The organism is Brevibacterium luteolum, from assembly GCF_013004595.1.
Taxonomy (GTDB): Bacteria; Actinomycetota; Actinomycetes; order Actinomycetales; family Brevibacteriaceae; genus Brevibacterium; species Brevibacterium luteolum.
This window is the reverse complement of record NZ_JABEMC010000001.1, coordinates 205360-226192: the sequence shown is the minus strand read 5'-3', so window position 1 is coordinate 226192 and position 20833 is coordinate 205360. Positions and strand designations below refer to the sequence as shown.

Genomic DNA, 20833 nt, shown 5'->3' with positions numbered 1-20833 from the left:
ACGATTGCCACACTTGTCTAGAGTAATCTACGACCGATTTTCCTACCGACCGATCTGGAGCTGATCAAAAGTGGTTGATGTGAACTGCAGCGAACCCCCTGCCCATAGCTGGCTGACCTCGGTAAATAGTGAACTGGTGGAGAATGCGCAAGCTTCTGCACAGCTCGTCAACACCCGCACTAATGCCTTCTCGCAGATCACGCAGGGCATCCCGGATCCAGACGAATCTGGAGATTCACTTCTGGTCTGCCCAGATAGTCCTTTAATGGGAGCTTTAGTGTCGGTCAAAGACAGTTTTCATGTCGCGGGCATGCGCAGGTGGCACGGCAGTGCTACGCATTCCGGTGATGCTTCAGGCGATCACTCAATACCGGTTCGGAGGTTGCTGGCGGCAGGCGCGACAATCATCGCGAAAACTTCGATGCCTGATTTCGGGCTGCTCGCTTCGGGGCTCAGCTCACAGTATGGAATCATCCGTAACCCATGGAACACGGCGTTCTCGCCCGGTGGATCCAGTTCAGGAGCTGGAGTGGCTGTAGCAACGGGAGTCACGCCGTTAGCTCTTGGCACTGACATAGCTGGCAGCGTTCGGCTACCCGCTGCACATTGCGGCATTTCTGCAATGAAGCCGACCCAGGGGACAGTGCCGTATACGCCAGCGAGCACGTGGCGATCTGCCGGGCCCATGGCGAAAACCGTCGGCGAGCTCCGCAATCTTTTCAAAGTGATCTGCAACAGCGACCCATACGACCATCTGTCGGTCAACACCAGTACCGGAGCCGAGCTTTTTTCCCTACGCCAGGCAAACGTCGGCGTGTTAGAGTGGCCCGGTTACGGCGACCAAATGGACGAGGACACTTCTCGAGTATTTAGCTCAACATTGCGGATTTTAGAACAAGAAGGCGCGAGACTTTCCTTAGTTGAACCTGGCCTCACTGAGGCCGATTTCTCTGCCCTTGACCGATGCCTCAAAGCACGTTGTATTTCCGAACTGAAACAATCTCCGCCTCACCTATCTCAGCTACTTTTGCCGCAAGTCGAATACTGGGCGCAAGATGGTTACGCTTTGTCTGCCTCAGACTACTACACCGATTTCGAGCATCTTTCGAGTGTCGCATCGAGGTTGAATGCACTCTTTTCGTGCTACGACTTTCTGTTAGCTCCTGTGATTGGAGCCCACGCTTTCCCTGCTGAGTCGTTTGGTCCAGACGAATCGCAACCGCTGTTGTATCACACGAACTTCACAGCCTGGTTCAACCAGACCGGACAGCCTGCGGTGGCGATTCCGGCAGGCCTGTCCAAGATCGGCATGCCAATTGGTATACAAATTGTCGGACCGCGGTTCTCTGATCTCCAGATTCTCGACTTAGCGGAGAGCATTGAAGCGCTATTGAATCTCGATCTAAAATACCCTACCGCGATAACCAAAGACTAAACGCAATCAACCTTACATGATGGGAACTGAAATATGACTGAGGATCGATCCTGGCTCGATGCGACAGCCCAACTCAAGTCTCAACTGGAGACTACTAAAGCGATACTTCTTGACTTCAATGGGACTCTATCAGATGATGAAGAGCTTCTAGCTTCAGTTGTTCGTGATATTTCTGCGGATGAGCTCGGAGTCGCGGTCAGCAGAGATAGGTACTTCCGCGACTTCGCAGGGTTCACGGAAGCACGCATGTTTGGTGAGATTGCGAAAGAGTCGGGTAACTCTGGAATCGACACAGACTATCTTCTGCGCCAGTTTAATTCAGCCTACATGGAGCGAAACCACGACGCCGCTACAATTTCTGAAGATGCTCGCACCTTCGTTGAACGTGCCAATAGATTTGGCAAGCGTGTTGCAGTAGTTACCGCCGCAAGCCGTGAGATCGTCGCACCCACGATTGATAAAGCCGGACTAGGCTCGTTCATTGACCACATAGTTGCGCTGGAGGATGTGATCCACTCCAAACCCGATCCAGCATGTTACTTGCTCGCTCTAGAGAGAATTGGAGTTGACGCGTCCGATGCGCTAGCTTTCGAAGACTCAAGCACTGGCATAAGAGCCGCAAGGGACGCTGGTCTTCTAACAGTTGGAGTCCGCGGCAGCCTAAATGAGGACAAGCTGGCGCAGTTAACCGACTTCGTGATTGACGAACTCAGTCCTTTTCTACTCTCGTGAGTTCCGCGTTCAGCTAGATTCACATTTGATCTAAAGAAACGGGGCCGCGGTAATTTGTTGCGACCCCGTTTCCATTAGTTCAGGCCGTTCCACTGACCTGAGTGAATGCGGCGCTCATATCACAGCCCCAGGTCGCGGGCGATGAGCATGAGCTGGACCTCGGTGGTGCCTTCGCCGACTTCGAGGATCTTCGAGTCGCGGTAGTGGCGGGCGACGAGGTACTCGTTCATGAAGCCGTAGCCGCCGTGGATCTGCGTGGCGTCGCGAGCGTTGTCCATCGCGGCCTCACCGGCGATCATCTTCGCCACAGCTGCTTCCTTCTTGAACGGCAGGCCTGCGATCATCCGCGAGGCGGCCAGGTAGTAGGCCGCACGCGCGGCCACAACACGGGCCTCCATGCGGGCGATCTTGAACGAGATGCCCTGGTATTCCGAGATCGGCTTGCCGAAGGACGTGCGCTCCTTGGCGTACCTGACTGACTCATCGACACAGCCCTGTGCGGCGCCGGTCGACAGCGCAGCGACAGCGATGCGGCCCTCATCGAGGATGCGCAGGAAGTTCGCGTAGCCGCGGCCGCGTTCGCCGAGCAGGTTCTCCTCCGGGACTTTGACGTCTTCGAAGGTCAGCGGGTGGGTGTCCGAGGAGTTCCAGCCGACCTTGTCGTACTTCGGCTCGACGGTGAAGCCCGGGGTGCCTGCCGGGATCATGATCGTCGAGATCTCCGGCTTCTGCGCACCGTCGCGGCCGGTGCGGGTACCGGTGACCGCGGTGGCGGTCACCAGCCGGGTGATGTCTGTGCCGGAGTTGGTGATGAAGCACTTGCCGCCGTTGATCGTCCACTCTCCGTCAGCCAGCGTCGCCTTCGTCTTCGTCCCGCCGGCATCGGATCCGGCCTCCGGCTCGGTCAGGCCGAAGGCGGCCAGGCCGGAGCCGTCGGTGAGCTGCGGGAGCCATTCGCGCTTCTGCTCCTCGGTGCCGAAGCGGTAGATCGGCATCGCACCGAGCGATACGGCCGCTTCCAGGGTGATGGCCAGCGACTGGTTCTCCCGGGCGATCTCCTCGATCGCCAGGCACAGGGCGAAGTAGTCCCCGCCCATGCCGCCGTACTCCTCGTCGAACGGCAGGCCGAACAGGCCCATCTGGCCCATCTTCTTCACCAGCGCATAGGGGAACTCGCGCTTGGCATCGAGCTCGGCACTGACCGGCGCGACCTCGGTGTCGGTGAACTTCGCGACCTGCAGGCGCAGGTCCTCGTACTCCTCGGGCAGCATGCCGGGGGTGAATGTCTGCGTCATGATTCTTCCTTACTGTCAGCCTGGTTCTCAGCGTTGTCAGTGGTTTCGTCGGCGTCGACATCGGCCTCAGCGTCGGACTCCGTATCGACGATGGTGGCGAGCACCTCGTCGAGTGCGACCTGAGTGCCGATCTGGGTCTTGAGGTGCACGATCCCGTCGGCGGGGGCGGTGAGCACGTGCTCCATCTTCATCGCCTCGACGACGACGACCGGCGTGCCGGCGGTCACCTCGGCGCCGTCTGCGGCGCGCACGTCGATGACTGCACCGGGCATCGGGGCGGTGATGTCGGCCCCGGCGGCACCGGGGTCAAGGGCGGTGTCGGCCTGCGGGCGGGTGAAGGCGAAGATGCCGCGTTCGCTCATCACCCAGACGCTCTCGCCACTGACGGCGACCCGCGCGCGGTGGGTCTGCCCACCGCTGACAAGGCGGCACTGGCCGTCTGCAGACCAGCGCACCTGCTCGCCGCGCCAGATCGCCTCGTAGTCGGTTCCGGCGTGCACGAGCGGCACCGTGACCTCGACCGGGCGCGAGGTGCGCCAGCCGGTGGGCCGGTCCCACGCCGAGGCGCCGGCTGGGTCGGCGCCGTCGACGGTCACCGCACCGGCGGCGGTGGCCGCCCGCTGCTGCCGGTCGATGATCGCCACAGCCGCGAAGAGCAGGTCGAGCTCTGCGAGGGCGTGGGCGAGTTCGTCCTCGCTCATCCGGTCGATGAGCCCGGTGTCGAGCTCGCCAGCCTTGACGTCCTCGCGGCTCATAAGGGTGCGCAGGAAGTCGATGTTCGTCACGATGCCGGGCACTGCGGTGCGGCCGAGCGCGTCGTAGAGCTTCTGCACCGCACTGGCCCGGTTAGGGGCGTGGACGATGAGCTTGGCGATCATCGGGTCGTAGTCCGAGGCGATGAACTGCCCGGCGGCCAATCCGGCATCGACGCGGATGCCCTCCCCTGCCGGGGTGATGACGTCAATGGCCTGGCCGCCGGTGGGCAGGAACCCGCGGGAGGGATCCTCAGCGTAGATGCGAGCCTCGATCGCATGACCGGTCAGCGTGATGTCCTCCTGGGTGAGGCTCAGCTCCTCACCGGCGCCGATCCGGATCTGCCATTCGACGAGGTCGATGCCAGTGACCTCTTCGGTCACCGGGTGCTCGACCTGCAGGCGGGTGTTCATCTCCATGAAGAAGAACTCATCGGGCTGATCGGCGGCGACGATGAACTCGACTGTGCCGGCGCCGCGGTAGCCGACCGAACGGGCGGTGCTGCAGGCCGCCTCGCCGATGCGGGCGCGGGTCTCCTCATCGAGCAGCGCCGACGGGGCCTCTTCGATGACCTTCTGGTGCCGGCGCTGCAGAGAGCATTCGCGTTCGCCTAAGTGGATGACGTTGCCGTGCTCATCGGCGAGCACCTGCACCTCGATGTGGCGCGGGGTGGCGACGAGGCGCTCGAGGAACAGGGTGTCATCGCCGAACGAGCTGGCCGCCTCACGGCGGGCTGCTGCGAGCCTGTCTGCGAGCTCGGATTCCTCGAACACGGCGTGCATGCCCTTGCCGCCGCCTCCGGCCGAGGGCTTGATGAGGACCGGGAAGCCGATCTTCACCGCCTCGGCGGCGAGCTGCTCATTGCTCAGCCCGCCTTCGGACACGCCGGGCACGAGCGGCACGTTGTGGCTGGCGACCGCCTGCTTGGCGGTGATCTTATCCCCCATCGTCTCGATCGCAGCTGCACTCGGGCCGAGGAACACGATGCCGGCCTCTTCGCATGCGCGGGCGAACGTGGGATTCTCAGACAGGAAGCCGTAGCCGGGATGGATCGCCTGCGCGCCGGTGGCCTGGGCTGCGGCGATGACCTTGTCGATGGCGAGGTAGGACTCGGACGCGGCAGCCGGGCCGAGGTGCACGGCGACATCGGCTGCCCGGGTGTGGGCGGCCTCGGCGTCGGCATCGGAGTACACGGCGACAGTGCGGATGCCCAGGCGCCGGCACGTGCGGATGACGCGCAGGGCGATCTCGCCTCGGTTGGCGATGAGGATTGTGTCGAAGAGCTTCACGGTCATCACATCCTGAAGACGCCATAGCCTGGCGCGTCGAGCGGGCGGGCAAGGGGCGCGTACCGGCAGGCCTCGAGGGCGAGCGCGAGCACCTGGCGGGTGTCGGCGGGTTCGATGATGCCGTCGTCCCACAGGCGGGCGGTCGAGTAGTACGGGTTGCCCTGGGCTTCGTACTGGTTAAGGATCGGGGCCTTGAATTCGGCTTCCGCCTCAGCCGGCCAGTCCTCGCCGCGGGCCTCGATGGCATCGCGGCGCACGGTGGCCAGCACGCTGGCGGCCTGCTCACCGCCCATGACGGAGATGCGGGCGTTGGGCCACATCCACAGGAAGCGCGGGCTGTAGGCGCGCCCGCACATCGAATAGTTGCCAGCACCATAGGAGCCGCCGATGACGACGGTGAACTTCGGCACCCGGGCGGTGGCCACGGCGTTGACCATCTTGGCGCCGTGCTTGGCGATGCCGGCGGCTTCGTAGTCGCGGCCGACCATGAAGCCGGAGATGTTCTGCAGGAACAGCAGCGGGGTGTCGCGCTGATCGCACAGTTCGATGAAGTGGGCACCCTTCATCGCCGATTCGCCGAACAGCACGCCGTTGTTGGCGATGATGCCCACGGGGTGGCCGTCGATGCGGGCGAAGCCGGTGATGAGCGTGGTGCCGTATTCGGCTTTGAATTCGTGGAACTTCGAGCCGTCGACGATCCGGGCGATGACCTCGTGGACGTCGTAGGGGACCTTCGAGTCGGTCGGGACGATGGAGGTGAGTTCGGCCGGGTCGTGGGCCGGCGCCTCGGGTTCGGTGCGCTGCCAGGCCGGGGCGTCCTTGGGCCCAAGGGTGGAGACGATGTCGCGCATGATCTCCAGGGCGTGGGAGTCATTGGCGGCCAGGTGGTCGGTGACACCGGAGGTGCGGGAATGCAGGGCGCCGCCGCCGAGCTCTTCGGCGGTGACGACCTCGCCGGTGGCGGCTTTGACCAGGGGCGGGCCGCCGAGGAAGATCGTGCCCTGTTCGTGGACGATGATCGACTCATCGGCCATTGCCGGGACGTAGGCCCCACCAGCAGTGCAGGAGCCCATGACGGCGGCCAGCTGCGGGATGCCGGCCGCTGAGAGGGTCGCCTGGTTGTAGAAGATGCGGCCGAAGTGCTCGCGGTCGGGGAACACGTCGTCCTGGTTGGGCAGGTTCGCCCCGCCGGAGTCGACGAGGTAGATGCAGGGCAGGCGGTTCTCGCGGGCGACTTCCTGGGCGCGCAGGTGCTTCTTGACCGTCATCGGGTAGTAGGTGCCGCCCTTGACGGTGGCGTCGTTAGCGACGATGACGCATTCGCGTCCGGCGACCCGGCCGATGCCGGTGATGATGCCCGCCCCCAGGCTGGCGTCGTCGTACATGCCGCCGGCGGCCAGTGGGGAGAGCTCCAGGAACGGCGAGCCGGGGTCAAGGAGGTTCTCGACGCGGTCACGCGGCAGCAGCTTGCCGCGCGCGAGGTGCTTCTCGCGTGACTTCTCAGAGCCGCCGCGGGCAGTGGCTTCGATCCGCTGGCGCAGCTCGGCGATGAGCTCGGCGTGGGCGGATGCGTTGGCCTCTGCAGTGGCGGGATTGACCGGTGAGCCGATGACTGGCATATGGGATCTCCCGACAGTTCAGTTAATGATCGTTAACCGAGTCTTATGGTAGCGAACGATTCACGTGAGGGACAACACAGCTGCCGGCCAGCACTTCTGACAGCGCGCGCTGCTGCCGGCTGACACCCGCGGCTGCCCGGCTCTCCGGCAGTGGCAGTCCTGCCACATCCGTGCACCGGTCGGCACGGCAGCAGGGCATTAGTGTGGAGTCATGGACACCTCCCACGCCGATGCACAGCTGATGGTCGCCGCGCTCAGCGACGCCCAGCTGTCCCGCGCCCTGGGAATCACCGACCGAGGCCGGGCTGTCGCCGAGCTGGCGCAGGCGCGTCGCGCCGAAGCTGCCGCACCCAGCCCGGATACCGTGCGCGAGGCGGACGCCCGCCAGCTGCAGGCCGTCCTCGCTGCCGCCTGCGGACGCGCCTGGCGGCGGGGCCGACTCCTCAGGCGCGTGACGATGACGCTGATCTGGCTGTGGGTCGCCTCCTGGGCAGTGATCGCACTCGCGTTCTGGCTCGATCACCGCTCCCCCGGCTCCGGCAGCACCATCGGCGGGGCGACGGTGCTCGCCGGCTTCTGCATCCTCATCGCGGCAGCCGTCAGTCGCAGCGTCGAAATGCGGGCAGTTGACCGATACCAGGCGAGGGTCATCGAGACAGTGCTCGAATGGGCCAGCAGCCAGCCTGGACGGTTGGCCCGCGGCGTTGACGGCCTGCCGAACCTCCACGGCGGATACCAACCCGATGACTGGAAGATCTGCGCCGCCACCAGTACCCTGTGCATCGTCCCAGCTGTCGCCGCGCCGCCGATCTTCTTCGGCGGCGGGCAGATCGTCGCGGGCATCATCAGCATCGCCGTCGTCACCATTCCGCTCATCGCCTGCGGAGTGGGCGTCATTCTGAGCTTCACACGCATGACGCGCAGATTCGACCGCGCCTGCGAGATGATCGCCGCGCTGTCGCATCCGAGCCCCGGGGCGCGTAGGCCGCTGGGAGATCTGCGCTTCTTCTCCTCCGCCGAACCCGGCATCACCTACCGGGGCGCCTCACGAGCCACCCGGCCAAGATCGAAAGGAGCGCGCTGATCCGCGCAGATTCCGCCGCGCACGACGCCGAGATCCTCGTGTGCGCGCTCAGCGACGACCAGCTCACCCGTGCGTTCAGGCACACCAACCGGGACCGGGCTGCCGCCGAGCTGGCACAAGCGCGTCGCGCCGAGGCAGCCGCACCCAGTCCGGATGCCGTGCGCGAGGAGGAGGCGCGCCAGCTGCAGGCTGTGCTCGCCGCGATCACCGGCAGGGACAGTCGGCGCTGCCAGGTTCTCGAGCGCGTGATGATGAGACTGCTCTGGGTGTGGGGCGCCTCTTTGGTGCTGATCGCACTCGCGGCCTGGCTCTATCAGCACTTCCCAGGCGCCGGTGCCACCATTGTTGGGCTGGCCGGGTTCGTCGGTATCTGCACACTCATCCCGGCGATCATCATCCGCGGCATCGTGGTGCGGGCAGCTGACCGTTACCGCACCAAGGTCATCGAGACAGTCCTCGAATGGTCCAGCCGACAGCCGGACCGCCTGGGCCGAGGTGTCGACGGCCTGCCGAGCTTCCCCGGTGAATTGGGTCCCAACGATTGGCGTCTCTACTTCGGAGGCGGCCTTCTGTGCATGGCCGTCGGAGCCTTCGTATCGATGCTGCCGTTCACCGCCGGGGCGGTCTACGCCGGCATCGTCAGCATCCTTGTCGCCGGTGCTCCGCTCATCGCCTGCGGAGTGGGCATCATGCGCCTCCTCAAGCGCATGGAGCGCCGACTCGAGCGCGTCTCCGAGCTCATCGTCGCACTGTCGCATCCGAGCTCCGAGATGCGGAAGCAGCCCGGTGATCGGCACTGAGATGATTCGGTTAGCGGTGACTCACTGAGTTAGGCTGTCAGCCATGAACGCCTCTGCCCTCCCGGCTGCCGTCCACTCCCCCAGCGGTGGTGTGCGCGCTGCTGCGAAGGCTCAGCGCCGCGAGGCGATCCTGCAGGCGGCCAAAGGGCTGTTCGCCCGGCGCGGCTTCCACGCTGTCGGCATCGAGGACATCGGCACCGGGGCCGGGATCTCCGGGCCTGCGGTCTACCGGCACTTCGCGTCGAAGGAAGCGATCCTCATCGAGCTGCTCGTCGGGATCTCCGAGTACCTGCACACCGGAGGACGCGAGCTGCTGGCCGAGGCGACCGGCGCCTCGGGCGCGGACGTGCTCATCGGCCGGCTCGTCGACTTCCATGTCGACTTCGCTCTGCGCGAGCCGCAGCTCATCCGGATTCAGGATCGTGACTTCACCGCGCTGCCCGATGAGGCCCGCCGCCGGGTGCGGCAGCTGCAGCGGCAGTACGTGACACTGTGGGCCGAGCAGCTCACCGACCTCGACCCGGCACTCAGCCTCGATGAGGCGACAGTGCGGGTTCATGCCGTGTTCGGCATGATCAACTCGACGCCCTATGTCGCCCGGCGCATCGACCGCGACATCGTGCGCGTCCAGCTGCTCACCGGGGCGCGCGCCTCACTCGGCCTGCCGACCCGAGGCTGAAGCGGCGACTGACCCTGTTGAGCCCGGGCTGGAGCTGCGGCTCAGGCGACGACGTCGAAGAGCAGCGTGCCTGTCTCTGGTTCAGCTGAGCGCAGCCGGATCTGCACCGGCTCACCGACCGGCGCCTCGCCAGCGGCCCACACGACAACGGCAGGTTCCGGCACATGCACCTCGACAAGCGCCGTGCCGTCCTTCGTCGTCCGCGAGCCGACGACCACCCCGTCGAAGACCTCGCCGGTCCGCTCGGCGAGCAGGATCGCCTCGGTGTATTCGATGACCTGTTTGTCGATCTGGCTGGCCAGCCGGCCGGTCTCCTTCATCGCCTCGGGCAGCTCGGCCAGCCCGTCGAGCGCCCATGCCGGAGCGTCGGCATCCCGGCAGGCGGCTTCAGCAATTGGCAGCACATAGCGGTCGACGAGCCGGCGCAGCGGTGCAGTCGTGTGCGCATAAGGTGCGCCAACCGCGGCCTGCAGCAGCTCATCATCACTTTCCTTCTCGCCGATGAGGGTGTAGCCGGCACCCCGGAACAGCGAGGGTGAGGCGTAGTGGACTGCGAGCGCACGCGGGTTGCGCTCCTGGTGGCCGATGCTGCGGATGACATCCTGGTACGGCGCACCCGCGTCAAAACCGAGGCCTGCGACGATGGCGAGGAATTCGGCAATCGTCTCCTCATCCGGGCGCGGCATCGTGCGCAGCACTCCGTGGCCGGCACGCAGCATGAGGTCGGCTGCGACTCGGCCGGCGAGCAGGCTGATCTGGGCGTTGGCGTCTTCGATGCCCTGCCGGGGCCGGTAGGTCAGGGTGTAGTCGCCGTTGGTTTCGGTGACGTCCTGGTCCGGGATCGCTAAGTCGATGCCGCCGCGGGCGATTTCATCGGCTTGCAGGGCCGCGCCGATCGTCGGCAGCGCGGCGATCGCCTCGGGCAGCGGCCGGCCGGCGTCGAAGCCGGCTTGGATGGTGTCGTAGTCGAGCTGGGCGCGCGAGCGCACGACCGCGCGCACGAGGTCCTGGCTGACGATCGTGCCGTCGGCTGCGAGCTCGGCGGTGAAGACGTAGGCGGCCCGGTCCTCGCCGGGCAGCAGGGAGGCCGCGCCTTCGGAGATGACCTCCGGGTGCAGCGGGATGCGCCGATCGGGCAGGTAGATCGTCTGCCCGCGGGCGTGGGTCTCGGCATCGAGCGGCCCATCAGGGGTGATGAACCGGCCGACATCGGCGATCGCGTAGCGGACCCGGAACGCGGCCTGGCCTTCAGCCGCGTTGAGGGTTTCGAGGTGCATCGCCTGATCGAGGTCCGTCGCACCCTCGGGGTCGATGGTGACGAACGGGATCTCGCGCAGGTCGACCCGCTCGGTCTCGATACCGTCCCGGCCGAGCGCGAAGGGGTCGCCGCCGAGTTCGGCGACAGCCGCCTCGGCGTCGGCCAGAGCGTCGGCCGGATACTCGTCGGGCAGGTCGGCGGCGAGTTTCGCGTAGGCCTCGTGCAGGCGCGCGGCGAGCGGGCCGGGGGCGGGTTCCCGGCGCCGAGGTGTCAGTGAGCTGGGCAGACGCAGGCGGGTGAGCATGAACTCAGGTTACCGGGAACCGCCCACCCGTCTGCGGACCTGCGGCTGGGCAACTGCAGCCTGTTCAGTCAGCCAGGCGGCGGTCGTCGAGCTTCGGATCGTCGCGGAAGGGCACGACGAGCAGCGAGCATTCGGCACGCGGCATGACCTGCGAGGTGGTACGGCCGAGCTGGGCGAGCATGCTGGCGAACCGGCCGATGCCGCGCTTGCCCATGACGAGCAGGTCAGCATCCTTCGACTGTTCGATGAGCAGGTCGACGGGGTCGGCGTCGTGGTAGGCGGCGTCGACACGCAGGCCCGGGAAGTGCGAGCGCAGCCAGGTCATGTCGAGTTCGGTCTGGGCGCGGGCCTTCTCGTCGCCATCAAGCGGGGCGGTGCCGACGACGATGTGCAGGGTCGCGTTCGTCGCAGCCGCGTAACCGGCGGCGTTGAGGGCAGCGACTCCGGAGTAGTCGGAGGTGTCGAGGCCGATGACGACGCCGGCCTCACCGCGCGGGTGCACATCGATGGAGTCGAATTCGCTGCCGCGGGTGGCCCGGTGGATGAGCACGGGGCTGAGCGCGTGGCCGGGCAGTCCGGAGCTGACGGTGCCGATCCGGCCGGTCGGCGGCTGGTCGGAGCCGTGGTGGCCGATGACGAGCAGACCGGCGTCCTCGCTCAGCTCGGCCATCACCTCAGCAGGGTCGCCGTCGTGGACTTCGGTGGTGAACTCAGCCGGGGTCTCCTGGCCTTCCATGAGCTCGGTGAGCCTGCGGCCCACCTCGGCGAGTGCGGTCTCGGCGGCCTGCCGGGCTTCGGTGAGGTCAGCGAACTTCGGGTGGGCGGCGGCCGCGACGGAGACGAGCCTGAGCGGCTGGCCGGAGCGCCGGGATTCCTTCAGCGCCCAGGCTGCGGCTTCGCATGACGCCTCGGAGCCGTCGATTCCGACAATGATGTCGCCGTTGATCTGCATCGCACCTGCCTCGGTTCAAACCCTCACTGCGTACCCTACCGGGTCTCGCTGCGTGTCCGACAGACGGAACCGGCGCCGAGGCCCTCAGGCCTTCTGCACGGTGATGGTCCAGGAGGCCTCGCCGGTTCGGTCGAAGTGGGTCACCGGGTAGCCGTTGTCGGCTGCCCACTGTGGGATCGACTCGGTTGCCTGCGTGCAGTCGAAGTTGATGACGAGTTCGTCACCGGCCGGCAGGCCGTTCATCGCGTCTTTGGCCTCGACGAGCGGGAATGGGCAGACGAGTCCGTTGGTCTCAAGCACATGCTGCATGGTGGTCTCCTTTTTCGATATGTGGTGGCTGTCCGGTTCGATATGTGGTGGCTGTCAGGCGCTGACGCGGGCGGCCGGCGCCGAGGCGGTGGCGGGTTTGATGGTGAGCTTGGCTGCCAGCCCGGTGCCGAGCATCATGAAGATGAGCGAGACCCATCCCTGGTAGCTGAACTGGGCGGTTTCGACCATCGCGTTGCCGACAGTGCAGCCTCCGGCGATCGCAGCACCGACGCCCATGAGCGCACCGCCGCCGATCGACTTGACCACGGTGGGTGCGTCGGGCACCCGCAGCCGGAACTCGCCTGAGGCCTTGGCGGCGATGAACGAGCCGGTGAGGATGCCGAGGATGAGCATGACACCCCAGTCGATGAGGTCGACGTCACCGGTGGTGAGGTACTGCGCGAGGTTCGATGACGGGGTGGTGATGCCCAGACCTGCGTTGCGGCCGGTGGCGGCTGAGAGCGGCCAGGCGATCGTGGCGATGATGCCGATGACCGCAGCAGTGGCGAACGGGTTCCAGCGCTTCTCGGTCAGCAGGTGGGCCAGTCCGGACTTGCGCGGCGGCAGGGCAGCCAGCGGGGTCTTCGCTTTCCGCTGGTGGTGGACGACGAGTGCTGCGGCGATAGCTGCCAGCACAACGGCGAACACCCATGGGGAGAGGCCGAAGGTAGCCGGCAGGGACCCCTGCTCGAGGGTGATGCCGCGGATCCATTCGGTGAACCCGGCGGCCGGTCCTGCCTTCATGAACGCGGAGAAGAGAGCGTAGAAGATGAGGGCGAACCAGCTTCCGATGAGTCCTTCGCCGGAGCGGTAGTAGGTGCCGGTGGCGCAGCCGCCGGCGAGGATGATGGCGAACCCGAAGATGAAGCCGCCGACGATCGAGGCCAGCCACGGGAAGGGGTCGGTCTCCAGGGTGATGAGGCCCAGCGTGTTGAGTGCCATGAGGCCGACGGCGTGGACGGCGATGAGCAGGATGAACGCGGAGAACCAGCGGGTGCTGCCGGCGATGAAGATGTCGCGGAAGGCTCCGGTGACGCAGAAACGGCCACGCTGGAAGACGAAGCCCAGAACGAGGCCGACGAGAAGTCCAGTGATGATCATGGAAGTCCTTTGTGCAGAGCCGAGGCGCCGGCTGGCCTGGCATCACAGGCTGGCCGGATGTGTCCGGGCGGCGGTTCGGCAGTGGTGAGAGAGGATTCGCGTCGCAGGCACTGGATGGCGCCGCAGACAGCGCACATCAGGCGTGCGACAGACAGCCGCAGGCGGCACAGGCGGCAGGGGTTCCTGCCCGATCAGGGCATAGGAATGCTCGTCATGCCGGGGCGGCGTGGAGATATCAGGAGCAACAACCGCAGGTGCACACGTACATCAGATCGATGACGCGGCGGGAGAACAGGTGCAGGCGGAACATCGCGCTGGCTCTCCCTTCATCCGAGAAAAAGTGCGGACGTTCGCCGCACGCTGTGGTGCAGGTGATCCGCACCGTCTGCAAGGATCCGCTCGATGCGGACGGTGACGACCATAGCAGAACCGATTGCCGAAGTGTCATGACTGTGTCACATATGACATCGGCTCACCGACAACCGCACCGGCGCGCAGTTGAGCAGCCCCGGCTGCGATGCGGGCGTGATGGCCGAACGGGGTCGGCTGCTTTTGCATCCACATCAGTTGGACCGATCGGCAACTGCTGCAGTCGCGCTGAAAGCCCTGGACATGGCTCGAGCATGAGGCCGACTCACGCGATCCAGACGCGTTCGGCGTCGGCTTCGATCAGGCCACTTGGATACGCTGGTCTCCCAGCACGTACTCGATAGCCAGGCCACCGCCGATTGCTTCAAGGTAGCTGCGGATCGTTCCAACCTTTGCGTTATCAAGGTCGCCACGCTCGATCTTGGAGACCTGGCGCTGCCCTACGCCGATGCGCTCCGCGAGCTGAGCCTGTGTTAGGCCAGCTTGCTCGCGCAGCTCGCGGAGCCGGTACACACGCACCTCGGCGAGCATCCGCTCCTTGTGCACGTCGACGCGCTCCCGGTCCACGGGATGCTCGGCGACAAAGCCCTTCAGTGAACGGACCGGATCAGCAGTAGCCGTCTCTACAGCCGTCGCCGCCTTTTCGAGCATCAAGCCGCACGTTGCGGGCCCAACGTGAGAAAGCAGAAACGCGCCCATGTCTTCTGGTGACATCCGCGCGTTTCCTGACAATCAGAGAGCCTCCTGCCGGAATCGAACCGGCGACCTTCTTATTACGAGTAAGACGCTCTGCCGACTGAGCTAAGGAGGCAACCTGGACAAGGATAGCGGCTCACTCAGTCGAGCGTCAAAAGGACAATCCGGCGCCTGCACCTGCCGGCGCGATACAGTGAAGCTGGCGGCGCGCAGCGCACACCGCTGCCCGGCAGCCCCGCCTGCCATCGCATACCGCCCCACCGAGAGACGAAAGGACCTGGAGAGAACGTGGCCGTGGATATGGATCGCTTCCTGCGCGAGTTCGAGGAGCTCATCGAATGCGAATCCCCGTCCGCGGATCCTGATGCGGTGGCCCGCAGCGCCCGTCTCGTCTCGAAGATCGGCGCCTCCCACCTCGGCAGCGCCGCCCGGCTCATCCGCATCGACAAGGCCACCCATGCACTCTGGCGCTTCGGCTCGGGCCCGCGCGAGGTGGTGCTCATCGGCCACCACGACACGGTGTGGCCGCTGGGCACGATCCGCCGGTTGCCGTTCTCCTTCATCGACGGGATCATCCGCGGCCCGGGTGCCGATGACATGAAGGGCGGAGATCTCATCATCTTCCACGCCCTAGGCCAGCTGCTGGCCCGCCGCGGCAGCCTCGACGGTGTCTCGGTGCTTATCACCGGTGATGAGGAGCTCGGTTCGATCACCTCGCGCTCACTCATCGAGGAGGAGGCGCGCGGGGCGAAGGCCGCGCTCGTCTTCGAATCCGGCGGCACCGACGGGGCAGTCAAGATCGCGCGCAAGGGTGTGGCGATCTATGAGCTCGAAGTGCGCGGCCGTGCCTCGCATGCCGGTGTCGAGCCGGAGAAGGGCATCAATGCCACCGCCGAGGTCTCAGCCCAGGTGCTCGATATCCTCACGATCGGCGATCGTTCAGCCGGCACCTCGGTGGTGCCGACCGTCATGACCTCGGGTACGACGACGAACACGGTGCCGGCTGCCGCGAAGGTCGGCATCGACTCCCGTGCGGTGCAGATTGAGGAGCAGCGTCGCGTCGACGCCGCGCTGCGCATGCTCAAACCGAAGCACCCGGGTGCGAAGCTGCTGCTGCGCGGGGGCATCAACCGGCCGCCGTTCGAGACGAAGCACTCGATGAACCTCTACGCCCGTGCCCAGCGGATCGCCGGCAGGCTCGGGCACCCGCCGCTGCGGTCGATCGCTGTGGGCGGCGGTTCGGATGGGAACTTCACCGCCGGCATCGGTGTGCCGACCCTCGATGGGCTCGGCACGATCGGCGGCGGGTCGCATGCCGACAGCGAGCACGCGGTGGCGGCGTGGATTCCCAGGCGGGTCGAACTCGTCCGCGACCTCGTCGGCAGCCTGCTCGACGACTGAGCACACTCAGCCTGCCGGCAGGCTCACTCGGCGAGCAGCCAGGGGTTCACGAGCCCGATGAACGCAGCTTCGACGATGAGCAGCGGAGCCATGTTCGTCGCCAGTCGCTGGCGAGCCTGAGTGAGGATGTCGATGCGGCGCAGCGTGCTCGTGGCCGTGCTGCCCTCAGCCAGTGCGCGGATGCGCTCGTCCTCGCCCTTGTTGATCCAGCCGTCGGAGAGCCCGAGCTGGCACAGCAGCACATCGCGGTACAGCGAGAGTAGCTCTAAGAACATCGAGTCGATCTCGTCGTTGCGGGCGCGGACGTTCTTGCGCTTCTGTTCCTCTTCGAGGCGGCGCACCTGGGCGCGCACGGCTGGCGGCGGGGCTTTGCCGGGTTCGACACCGAGGGTGCTGAGCAGCTCCTCGCGTTCGGCGGCATTGCGTTCAGCAGTGCGCTCTTTGGCACGTTCGGCAGCGCTGTCGACGACACGGCCGGCCAGCCGCACGGTGGTGCCCAGGGAGGTGAGCCGGGACGGGATGTCCAGCGTGCGCTGCCGTTCGGCAGCGGCCGCCTCATTGAGTGCGAAGCGCTTGGCCCGGCCGATGTGGTTCTGTGCGGCTGCAGCGGCCCAGGCGGCCTTGTCCGGGTCGACGCCGTCGCGGGTGATGAGCAGCTCGGCGATCGCTTCGGTCGGCGGGATGCGCAGGTTGACGTTGCGGCAGCGTGAGCGGATCGTCGTGAGCACGTCCTGGGTGCTGGGCGCGCAGAGGATCCACACGGTGGCAGGCGGTGGTTCCTCGATCGCCTTGAGCAGGACGTTGGAGGTGCGTTCGGCCATCCGGTCGGCGTCTTCGATAATCATCACCCGCCAGGGGGCGTTGACCGGGGCGGAGTGGGCCTGGGAGACGAGGTCGCGGACCTCGTCGATGGAGATGAGCGACTTCTGCGTCGACATGACGGTCATCGACTCATGAGTGCCGGCCAGCGCGCGGTGCGATTCGGCGTCGAGCTCATCACCGTGGGACGGGCTGAAGAGCGCTGCGGCGAGGGCTCGTGCGGCATTCGACCGGCCCGAGCCCGGCGGGCCGGTGATGAGCCAGGCATGGGTCATCGAGGCGGCGCCCGAGGTGTCGCCGGCGGCGATGCGGCCAGCGGCATGGGCGGCGCGGCGCAGCTGTTCGATCGCCGCGTCCTGGCCGACGAGCTCACTCCACACGCCGGTCACTGCGGGTCTCCTCGGCGTATGCCGCGCATGCGGGCTTCGCGCAGGCGCTCACGAGCCTGGCGTTCGATCTCAGCTTGGGCCTGCAGCTTCTGCCGCGAGGAGTTGTGCAGCTGTTGGCGCGGCATCACGGTCGTCTCGGCGTCACCGGGATCCGGCTCGGCTCCCGCCTGGGGTGTCAGCACGGTCGTGGCCGAGTCATCGTCGTCTTCGCCGGCCGCGTGGCTGCCGTTTCCGCTGCTGGCTGAGGGCAGGACCGTGGTGGCGTCCTCGTCGGCAGCTAGCGACTCAGCTTCCGGCCCGGCTGCGGCTGCGGGCCGGTTGGCTGCCTGCTGCTCGCCGCCAGCCGGGGGCTGACTGACCGCTGGGGGCTGAATGACCGCTGGGGACTGACTGACCGCCGGGGGCTGGGGGCGGATGCCCTGGGCTGTCAGCGTGCGGTCGACGGCTGCGGCGATGTCGGCGGCGACGGCGTCGCGGTCACGGTCGGCGTCGATGACGACGTAGCGCTGCGGTTCGCGGGCGGCCATGTCGAGGAAGGCCTGCCGGACGCGCGAGTGGAACTCAAGACCGGCCTGGTCGAGATGGTTGGCGCCGCCGCGGGATTCGGTGCGGGCATTCGCTGTCGCCGGTTCCATGTCGAGGATGATCGTCAGGTGCGGGATGAGCCCGGTCGTCGCCCAGCGTGAGATCGCCCCGACCTCAGCGACCGAGAGCTGCCGGCCAGCTGACTGGTAGGCCAGTGAGGAGTCGATGTAGCGGTCGGTCATGACGACGCCGGCGTCGGCGAGCCACGGGTCGACGCGGTCGGCGATGTGGTGGGCACGATCGGCTGCGAAGAGCAGTGCTTCGGCGCGTTGGGCCACTCCCCTGCCGCCCAGCAGCACCTCGCGGATGCGCTGGCCGGCCTCGGTGCCGCCGGGTTCGCGGGTGGTGTGGATGTCGGCGAAGCCGCGGGCTGCCAGATGCTCGCCGAGCTTGCGGATCTGAGTGGTCTTACCGACCCCGTCGCCGCCTTCGAAAGCGATGAACAGGCCGCGCTCGGGCAGCCTGCGCGCGGCATCGACGGCACCCGGCTGGGAGCCGGCCACCGCCTCGGGCCCGGCGACCGGCTCCTCGGGAGCGGAGCGGGTGACGGGTGCGCGGAAGGCGTGGACGAGGTCGACGCCGAGGCCGCGGACGCCGAGCGGGGAGAACGCCATGATCGCGATGATGCCGGCGGCGATGGTGAGCAGGCCGGGGATGATGTAGGCGACCTCGGTGGTGGTGATCTCCCAGACCATGAAGTCGGTGACCGGCACGTTGAGCGCGGTGCCGAGCCAGGTGAGCAGCAGGGCGACGAAGGCGCCGATGCCGAAGCCGATGCGGCGGGAGAACGCGTACGGCTGGGCGCGCACGCCGATGCCGACGACGAAGGCCGCGGCACCGGAGAGGATCGCCATGCCCGAGAGCTCCTTGAGTGCGCCGATGAGGACGAGGAGCACACCGGCGATGAGCACGGCGAAGGAGGTCAGGCGCGGGCGGGTCATGCCGGGTGCGAAGGTCGGGCCGGCTTCGAAGCCGGCGGCCCAGCCGACGAGGGCGGCGCACAGGATCGCGTAGGTGCCGGCTTGGCCGAAGTTGAGGTCGGCGACGACGATCTGGGGCAGCGCGACGATGACGCCAAGCGCCCCGAAGAGGACGTAGCAGGCCCACGGGCGGGCGATCTCGGCCTCGCCGCGGCCGCGGTGCTGAGCGGGGAACGCACCGGTGGTCTGGTCGACGGAGTCGGCGGAGACCGGCAGCAGGAAGGAGGCGATCGCCGCGGCGAGCATGACGAGGGCGGCCAGCAGCAGCAGCCAGCGCTGGGCGGGCACGCCGGCGGAGACACCCGAGGCGATCTGGGCGATGTAGGTGACGAACAGACCGAGGCCCGCGGCGACGCCGACCGAGCGCCACGGTTTGCGGTGCACGCCTGGGGCCTGGCGGACGAGCAGGGCGACCATGACCGCCAGCAGCAGGCCGGTGAGCCAGGCGAGCCAGACGGAGGGGAAGAAGAAGAGGAACAGGCCCGAGACTCCGGCAGCTGCGGCGGAGGAGGACAGCACCCGGCCGCCGGTGGTCGACAGGCGTGAGCCGAGCAGCGAGGTCGGCAGGAACAGGCCGGCTGCGGCGACGACGAGGAGGACGGTGAGGGCGATCGCGCCATGGCGGACACTGAATTCGCCGACCTCCCAGACGGGCTGGACGCTGTGCAGGTCGGCCGGCAGGCCGGTGTCGAAGAACCCCATGATGCCGGCGAGACCGAAGGCGATCGCACCGGTGGTCAGCAGCAGCAGCCAGGCGCCGACTTCGAGTCCAAGCGGGACGAGCGAGGCGAGCGGGTGCCGCCTGGGCGCCGCTGATGCGGCTGCGGACGCGCCGCTCGGGGGATTCGGAGTTGTCATCACATCTCCACGATACTCATCGGCTCGGACATCGACGATGTCAGCCTACGAGGCCCACCTGTCCGCTTGCTGGACGAGGCGGCAGGCGCCGGACGAGGCGGCGGGGCCGGATGCAGCGGCGGGCCGGGGCGGGCGCGGCCGCGGTTATCCTGTCTAGGTGACCGACACCGACTCCCGTGACGCAGCCGCCCGGGCCGCTGATTCCGCCCAGCCGGCTGATGCCTCTGCCCCGGCTGCTGAGTCAACCGGAGCCTCTCCCCTGACCGATGGCCAGCCTGCGCCTGCCCGCATCCGGCTGCACCGCCTCGGGCGCGGGACCGATGACCCGGTCGATGCGCTCTCCCTGGCCCGCGTGCTGCTCGATGAGGTGCGGGCCGGGCAGCGGCCGGGTGTGCTGCGGATCTACCGACCGGAGCCGACCGTTGCCTTCGGTGCCCGCGACCGGTTCCTGCCCGGGTTTCCCGCTGCGGTCGAAGCCGCGCGCGCCCACGGGTTCACGCCGGTGCTGCGCTCCTTGGGCGGGCGCGTGGCCCCGTATCACCGCGGCAGCCTCGTCATCGATCACATCGAACCGGCCTCGACGCTGCTGTCAGGCACGCAGGGCCGGTTCACGGACTTCGGGGCGATGTACGCCCAGGTGCTGCGCTCGCTCGGCATCGACGCGCGCCTCGGCGAGGTCCCGGGTGAGTACTGCCCTGGTGAGCACAGCGTCAATGTCGCAGGGAGGATCAAGGCGATCGGCACGGCACAGCGGGTGACGGCAGCCGGCTGGCTGTTCTCGTCATCGATCGTCGTGACCGACCCGGATCCGATCCGAGCGGTGCTCACCGATGTCGAGGCGGCCCTTGGTATCGAGTGGGATCCGGCGACCGGCGGGTCGATCAGCGAGGTGCATCCCGAGGTGACGGTCGAGGCGGTCGCCGAAGCCTTCGACGCCGCCTATGGCACCGCCTACGAGGTAGTGGCCGGACAGATCGATGTCACGACGCTGGCCGCAGCTGCTGAGTACCGGGGCAAACACGAGCTGTAAGCAGCTGAAGCGCCGCAGCAGCGACACCGCTGAAGCGCCGCGGCAACGGCTGAGCCCCGCCAGCCGGTGCGGCTGACGGGGCTCTGCGCTCGCTCA

Annotated in this window: 17 protein-coding genes and 1 tRNA gene; 7 read left to right on the top strand and 11 right to left on the bottom strand. The window is 66.9% G+C overall.

The annotated features are described in order from the left end of the window. The first annotated feature begins 70 nt into the window (after nt 1-70). Both HLA91_RS01085 and HLA91_RS01080 read left to right on the top strand, forming a co-directional pair. Nucleotides 71-1435, top strand: coding sequence for an amidase family protein (locus HLA91_RS01085; protein ID WP_170273179.1), 1365 nt, complete (start codon nt 71-73; stop codon nt 1433-1435). 33 nt (nt 1436-1468) lie between these two features. Beyond that, a complete protein-coding gene (locus HLA91_RS01080) occupies nt 1469-2167 on the top strand; it encodes an HAD family hydrolase (protein ID WP_170273178.1) in 699 nt (232 codons plus the stop codon). Nucleotides 2168-2286: 119 nt separating this feature from the next. Here the strand turns inward: HLA91_RS01080 and HLA91_RS01075 are convergent, their stop codons facing one another. Genes HLA91_RS01075 through HLA91_RS01065 form a run of 3 tightly spaced genes read right to left on the bottom strand, consistent with a single transcriptional unit; the run spans nt 2287 to nt 7123 of the window. Continuing rightward, nucleotides 2287-3462 (bottom strand): acyl-CoA dehydrogenase family protein, encoded by a 1176-nt coding sequence (locus HLA91_RS01075; RefSeq protein WP_170273177.1) that lies wholly within the window; start codon nt 3460-3462, stop codon nt 2287-2289. Then, nucleotides 3459-5510: an acetyl-CoA carboxylase biotin carboxylase subunit gene (locus HLA91_RS01070; protein WP_170273176.1), complete on the bottom strand. Its 2052-nt coding sequence runs from the start codon at nt 5508-5510 to the stop codon at nt 3459-3461. The genes HLA91_RS01075 and HLA91_RS01070 overlap by 4 nt, the downstream gene beginning before the upstream one ends. After that, nucleotides 5510-7123 (bottom strand): carboxyl transferase domain-containing protein, encoded by a 1614-nt coding sequence (locus HLA91_RS01065; protein WP_170273175.1) that lies wholly within the window; start codon nt 7121-7123, stop codon nt 5510-5512. Before HLA91_RS01065 ends, HLA91_RS01070 begins: the two co-directional genes overlap by 1 nt. Before the next feature lie 211 nt (nt 7124-7334). Between HLA91_RS01065 and HLA91_RS01060 the strand changes: the two genes are divergently transcribed. Genes HLA91_RS01060 through HLA91_RS01050 form a run of 3 tightly spaced genes read left to right on the top strand, consistent with a single transcriptional unit; the run spans nt 7335 to nt 9686 of the window. Then, nucleotides 7335-8207: a hypothetical protein gene (locus HLA91_RS01060; RefSeq protein WP_170273174.1), complete on the top strand. Its 873-nt coding sequence runs from the start codon at nt 7335-7337 to the stop codon at nt 8205-8207. Between the two features lie 38 nt (nt 8208-8245). Further along, nucleotides 8246-9007: a hypothetical protein gene (locus HLA91_RS01055; RefSeq protein ID WP_165884552.1), complete on the top strand. Its 762-nt coding sequence runs from the start codon at nt 8246-8248 to the stop codon at nt 9005-9007. Between the two features lie 43 nt (nt 9008-9050). Continuing rightward, the gene (locus HLA91_RS01050) at nt 9051-9686 is read left to right on the top strand and encodes a TetR/AcrR family transcriptional regulator (RefSeq protein ID WP_170273173.1); all 636 of its coding nucleotides are present in this window, start codon (nt 9051-9053) and stop codon (nt 9684-9686) included. A 41-nt stretch (nt 9687-9727) separates the two neighbouring features. On the opposite strand, the gene HLA91_RS01045 is transcribed toward HLA91_RS01050, so the two are convergent. The 6 genes from HLA91_RS01045 to HLA91_RS01020 form a co-directional block, all read right to left on the bottom strand. Next, nucleotides 9728-11248, bottom strand: coding sequence for an RNB domain-containing ribonuclease (locus HLA91_RS01045; RefSeq protein ID WP_170273172.1), 1521 nt, complete (start codon nt 11246-11248; stop codon nt 9728-9730). 64 nt (nt 11249-11312) lie between these two features. Further along, nucleotides 11313-12200, bottom strand: coding sequence for a universal stress protein (locus HLA91_RS01040; RefSeq protein ID WP_170273171.1), 888 nt, complete (start codon nt 12198-12200; stop codon nt 11313-11315). 84 nt (nt 12201-12284) lie between these two features. Then, nucleotides 12285-12509, bottom strand: coding sequence for a sulfurtransferase TusA family protein (locus HLA91_RS01035; protein ID WP_102161239.1), 225 nt, complete (start codon nt 12507-12509; stop codon nt 12285-12287). 54 nt (nt 12510-12563) lie between these two features. Next, nucleotides 12564-13610 (bottom strand): YeeE/YedE family protein, encoded by a 1047-nt coding sequence (locus HLA91_RS01030; RefSeq protein WP_170273170.1) that lies wholly within the window; start codon nt 13608-13610, stop codon nt 12564-12566. A gap of 669 nt (nt 13611-14279) precedes the next feature. Beyond that, complete coding sequence (locus tag HLA91_RS01025; RefSeq protein WP_239557124.1) at nt 14280-14693, bottom strand: helix-turn-helix domain-containing protein; 414 nt, start codon at nt 14691-14693, stop codon at nt 14280-14282. Nucleotides 14694-14717: 24 nt separating this feature from the next. Then, nucleotides 14718-14790, bottom strand: a tRNA-Thr gene (locus HLA91_RS01020). Between the two features lie 185 nt (nt 14791-14975). Between HLA91_RS01020 and HLA91_RS01015 the strand changes: the two genes are divergently transcribed. Continuing rightward, nucleotides 14976-16076 (top strand): M20/M25/M40 family metallo-hydrolase, encoded by a 1101-nt coding sequence (locus tag HLA91_RS01015; RefSeq protein WP_170273524.1) that lies wholly within the window; start codon nt 14976-14978, stop codon nt 16074-16076. 23 nt (nt 16077-16099) lie between these two features. On the opposite strand, the gene HLA91_RS01010 is transcribed toward HLA91_RS01015, so the two are convergent. Both HLA91_RS01010 and tmk read right to left on the bottom strand, forming a co-directional pair. Continuing rightward, a complete protein-coding gene (locus HLA91_RS01010; protein ID WP_170273169.1) occupies nt 16100-17284 on the bottom strand; it encodes a DNA polymerase III subunit delta' in 1185 nt (394 codons plus the stop codon). Further along, nucleotides 17281-19707, bottom strand: coding sequence for a dTMP kinase (tmk, locus tag HLA91_RS13720; protein WP_170273168.1), 2427 nt, complete (start codon nt 19705-19707; stop codon nt 17281-17283). The genes HLA91_RS01010 and tmk overlap by 4 nt, the downstream gene beginning before the upstream one ends. Nucleotides 19708-19996: 289 nt before the next feature. Here tmk and HLA91_RS01000 point away from each other — a divergent pair, with 289 nt between their 5' ends. Continuing rightward, nucleotides 19997-20737, top strand: a complete 741-nt coding sequence (locus tag HLA91_RS01000) for a lipoate--protein ligase family protein (RefSeq protein WP_420867905.1) — start codon at nt 19997-19999, stop codon at nt 20735-20737. Nucleotides 20738-20833 lie beyond the last annotated feature (96 nt).

Coding starts and splice junctions, on each gene's coding strand:
- HLA91_RS01080 (WP_170273178.1), top strand. CDS start 1,469: ATGACTGAGGATCGATCCTGGCTCGATGCGACAGCCCAACTCAAGTCT.
- HLA91_RS01075 (WP_170273177.1), bottom strand. CDS start 3,462: ATGACGCAGACATTCACCCCCGGCATGCTGCCCGAGGAGTACGAGGAC.
- HLA91_RS01070 (WP_170273176.1), bottom strand. CDS start 5,510: ATGACCGTGAAGCTCTTCGACACAATCCTCATCGCCAACCGAGGCGAG.
- HLA91_RS01065 (WP_170273175.1), bottom strand. CDS start 7,123: ATGCCAGTCATCGGCTCACCGGTCAATCCCGCCACTGCAGAGGCCAAC.
- HLA91_RS01060 (WP_170273174.1), top strand. CDS start 7,335: ATGGACACCTCCCACGCCGATGCACAGCTGATGGTCGCCGCGCTCAGC.
- HLA91_RS01050 (WP_170273173.1), top strand. CDS start 9,051: ATGAACGCCTCTGCCCTCCCGGCTGCCGTCCACTCCCCCAGCGGTGGT.
- HLA91_RS01045 (WP_170273172.1), bottom strand. CDS start 11,248: ATGCTCACCCGCCTGCGTCTGCCCAGCTCACTGACACCTCGGCGCCGG.
- HLA91_RS01040 (WP_170273171.1), bottom strand. CDS start 12,200: ATGCAGATCAACGGCGACATCATTGTCGGAATCGACGGCTCCGAGGCG.
- HLA91_RS01035 (WP_102161239.1), bottom strand. CDS start 12,509: ATGCAGCATGTGCTTGAGACCAACGGACTCGTCTGCCCATTCCCGCTC.
- HLA91_RS01030 (WP_170273170.1), bottom strand. CDS start 13,610: ATGATCATCACTGGACTTCTCGTCGGCCTCGTTCTGGGCTTCGTCTTC.
- HLA91_RS01025 (WP_239557124.1), bottom strand. CDS start 14,693: ATGTCACCAGAAGACATGGGCGCGTTTCTGCTTTCTCACGTTGGGCCC.
- HLA91_RS01015 (WP_170273524.1), top strand. CDS start 14,976: ATGGATCGCTTCCTGCGCGAGTTCGAGGAGCTCATCGAATGCGAATCC.
- tmk (WP_170273168.1), bottom strand. CDS start 19,707: ATGACAACTCCGAATCCCCCGAGCGGCGCGTCCGCAGCCGCATCAGCG.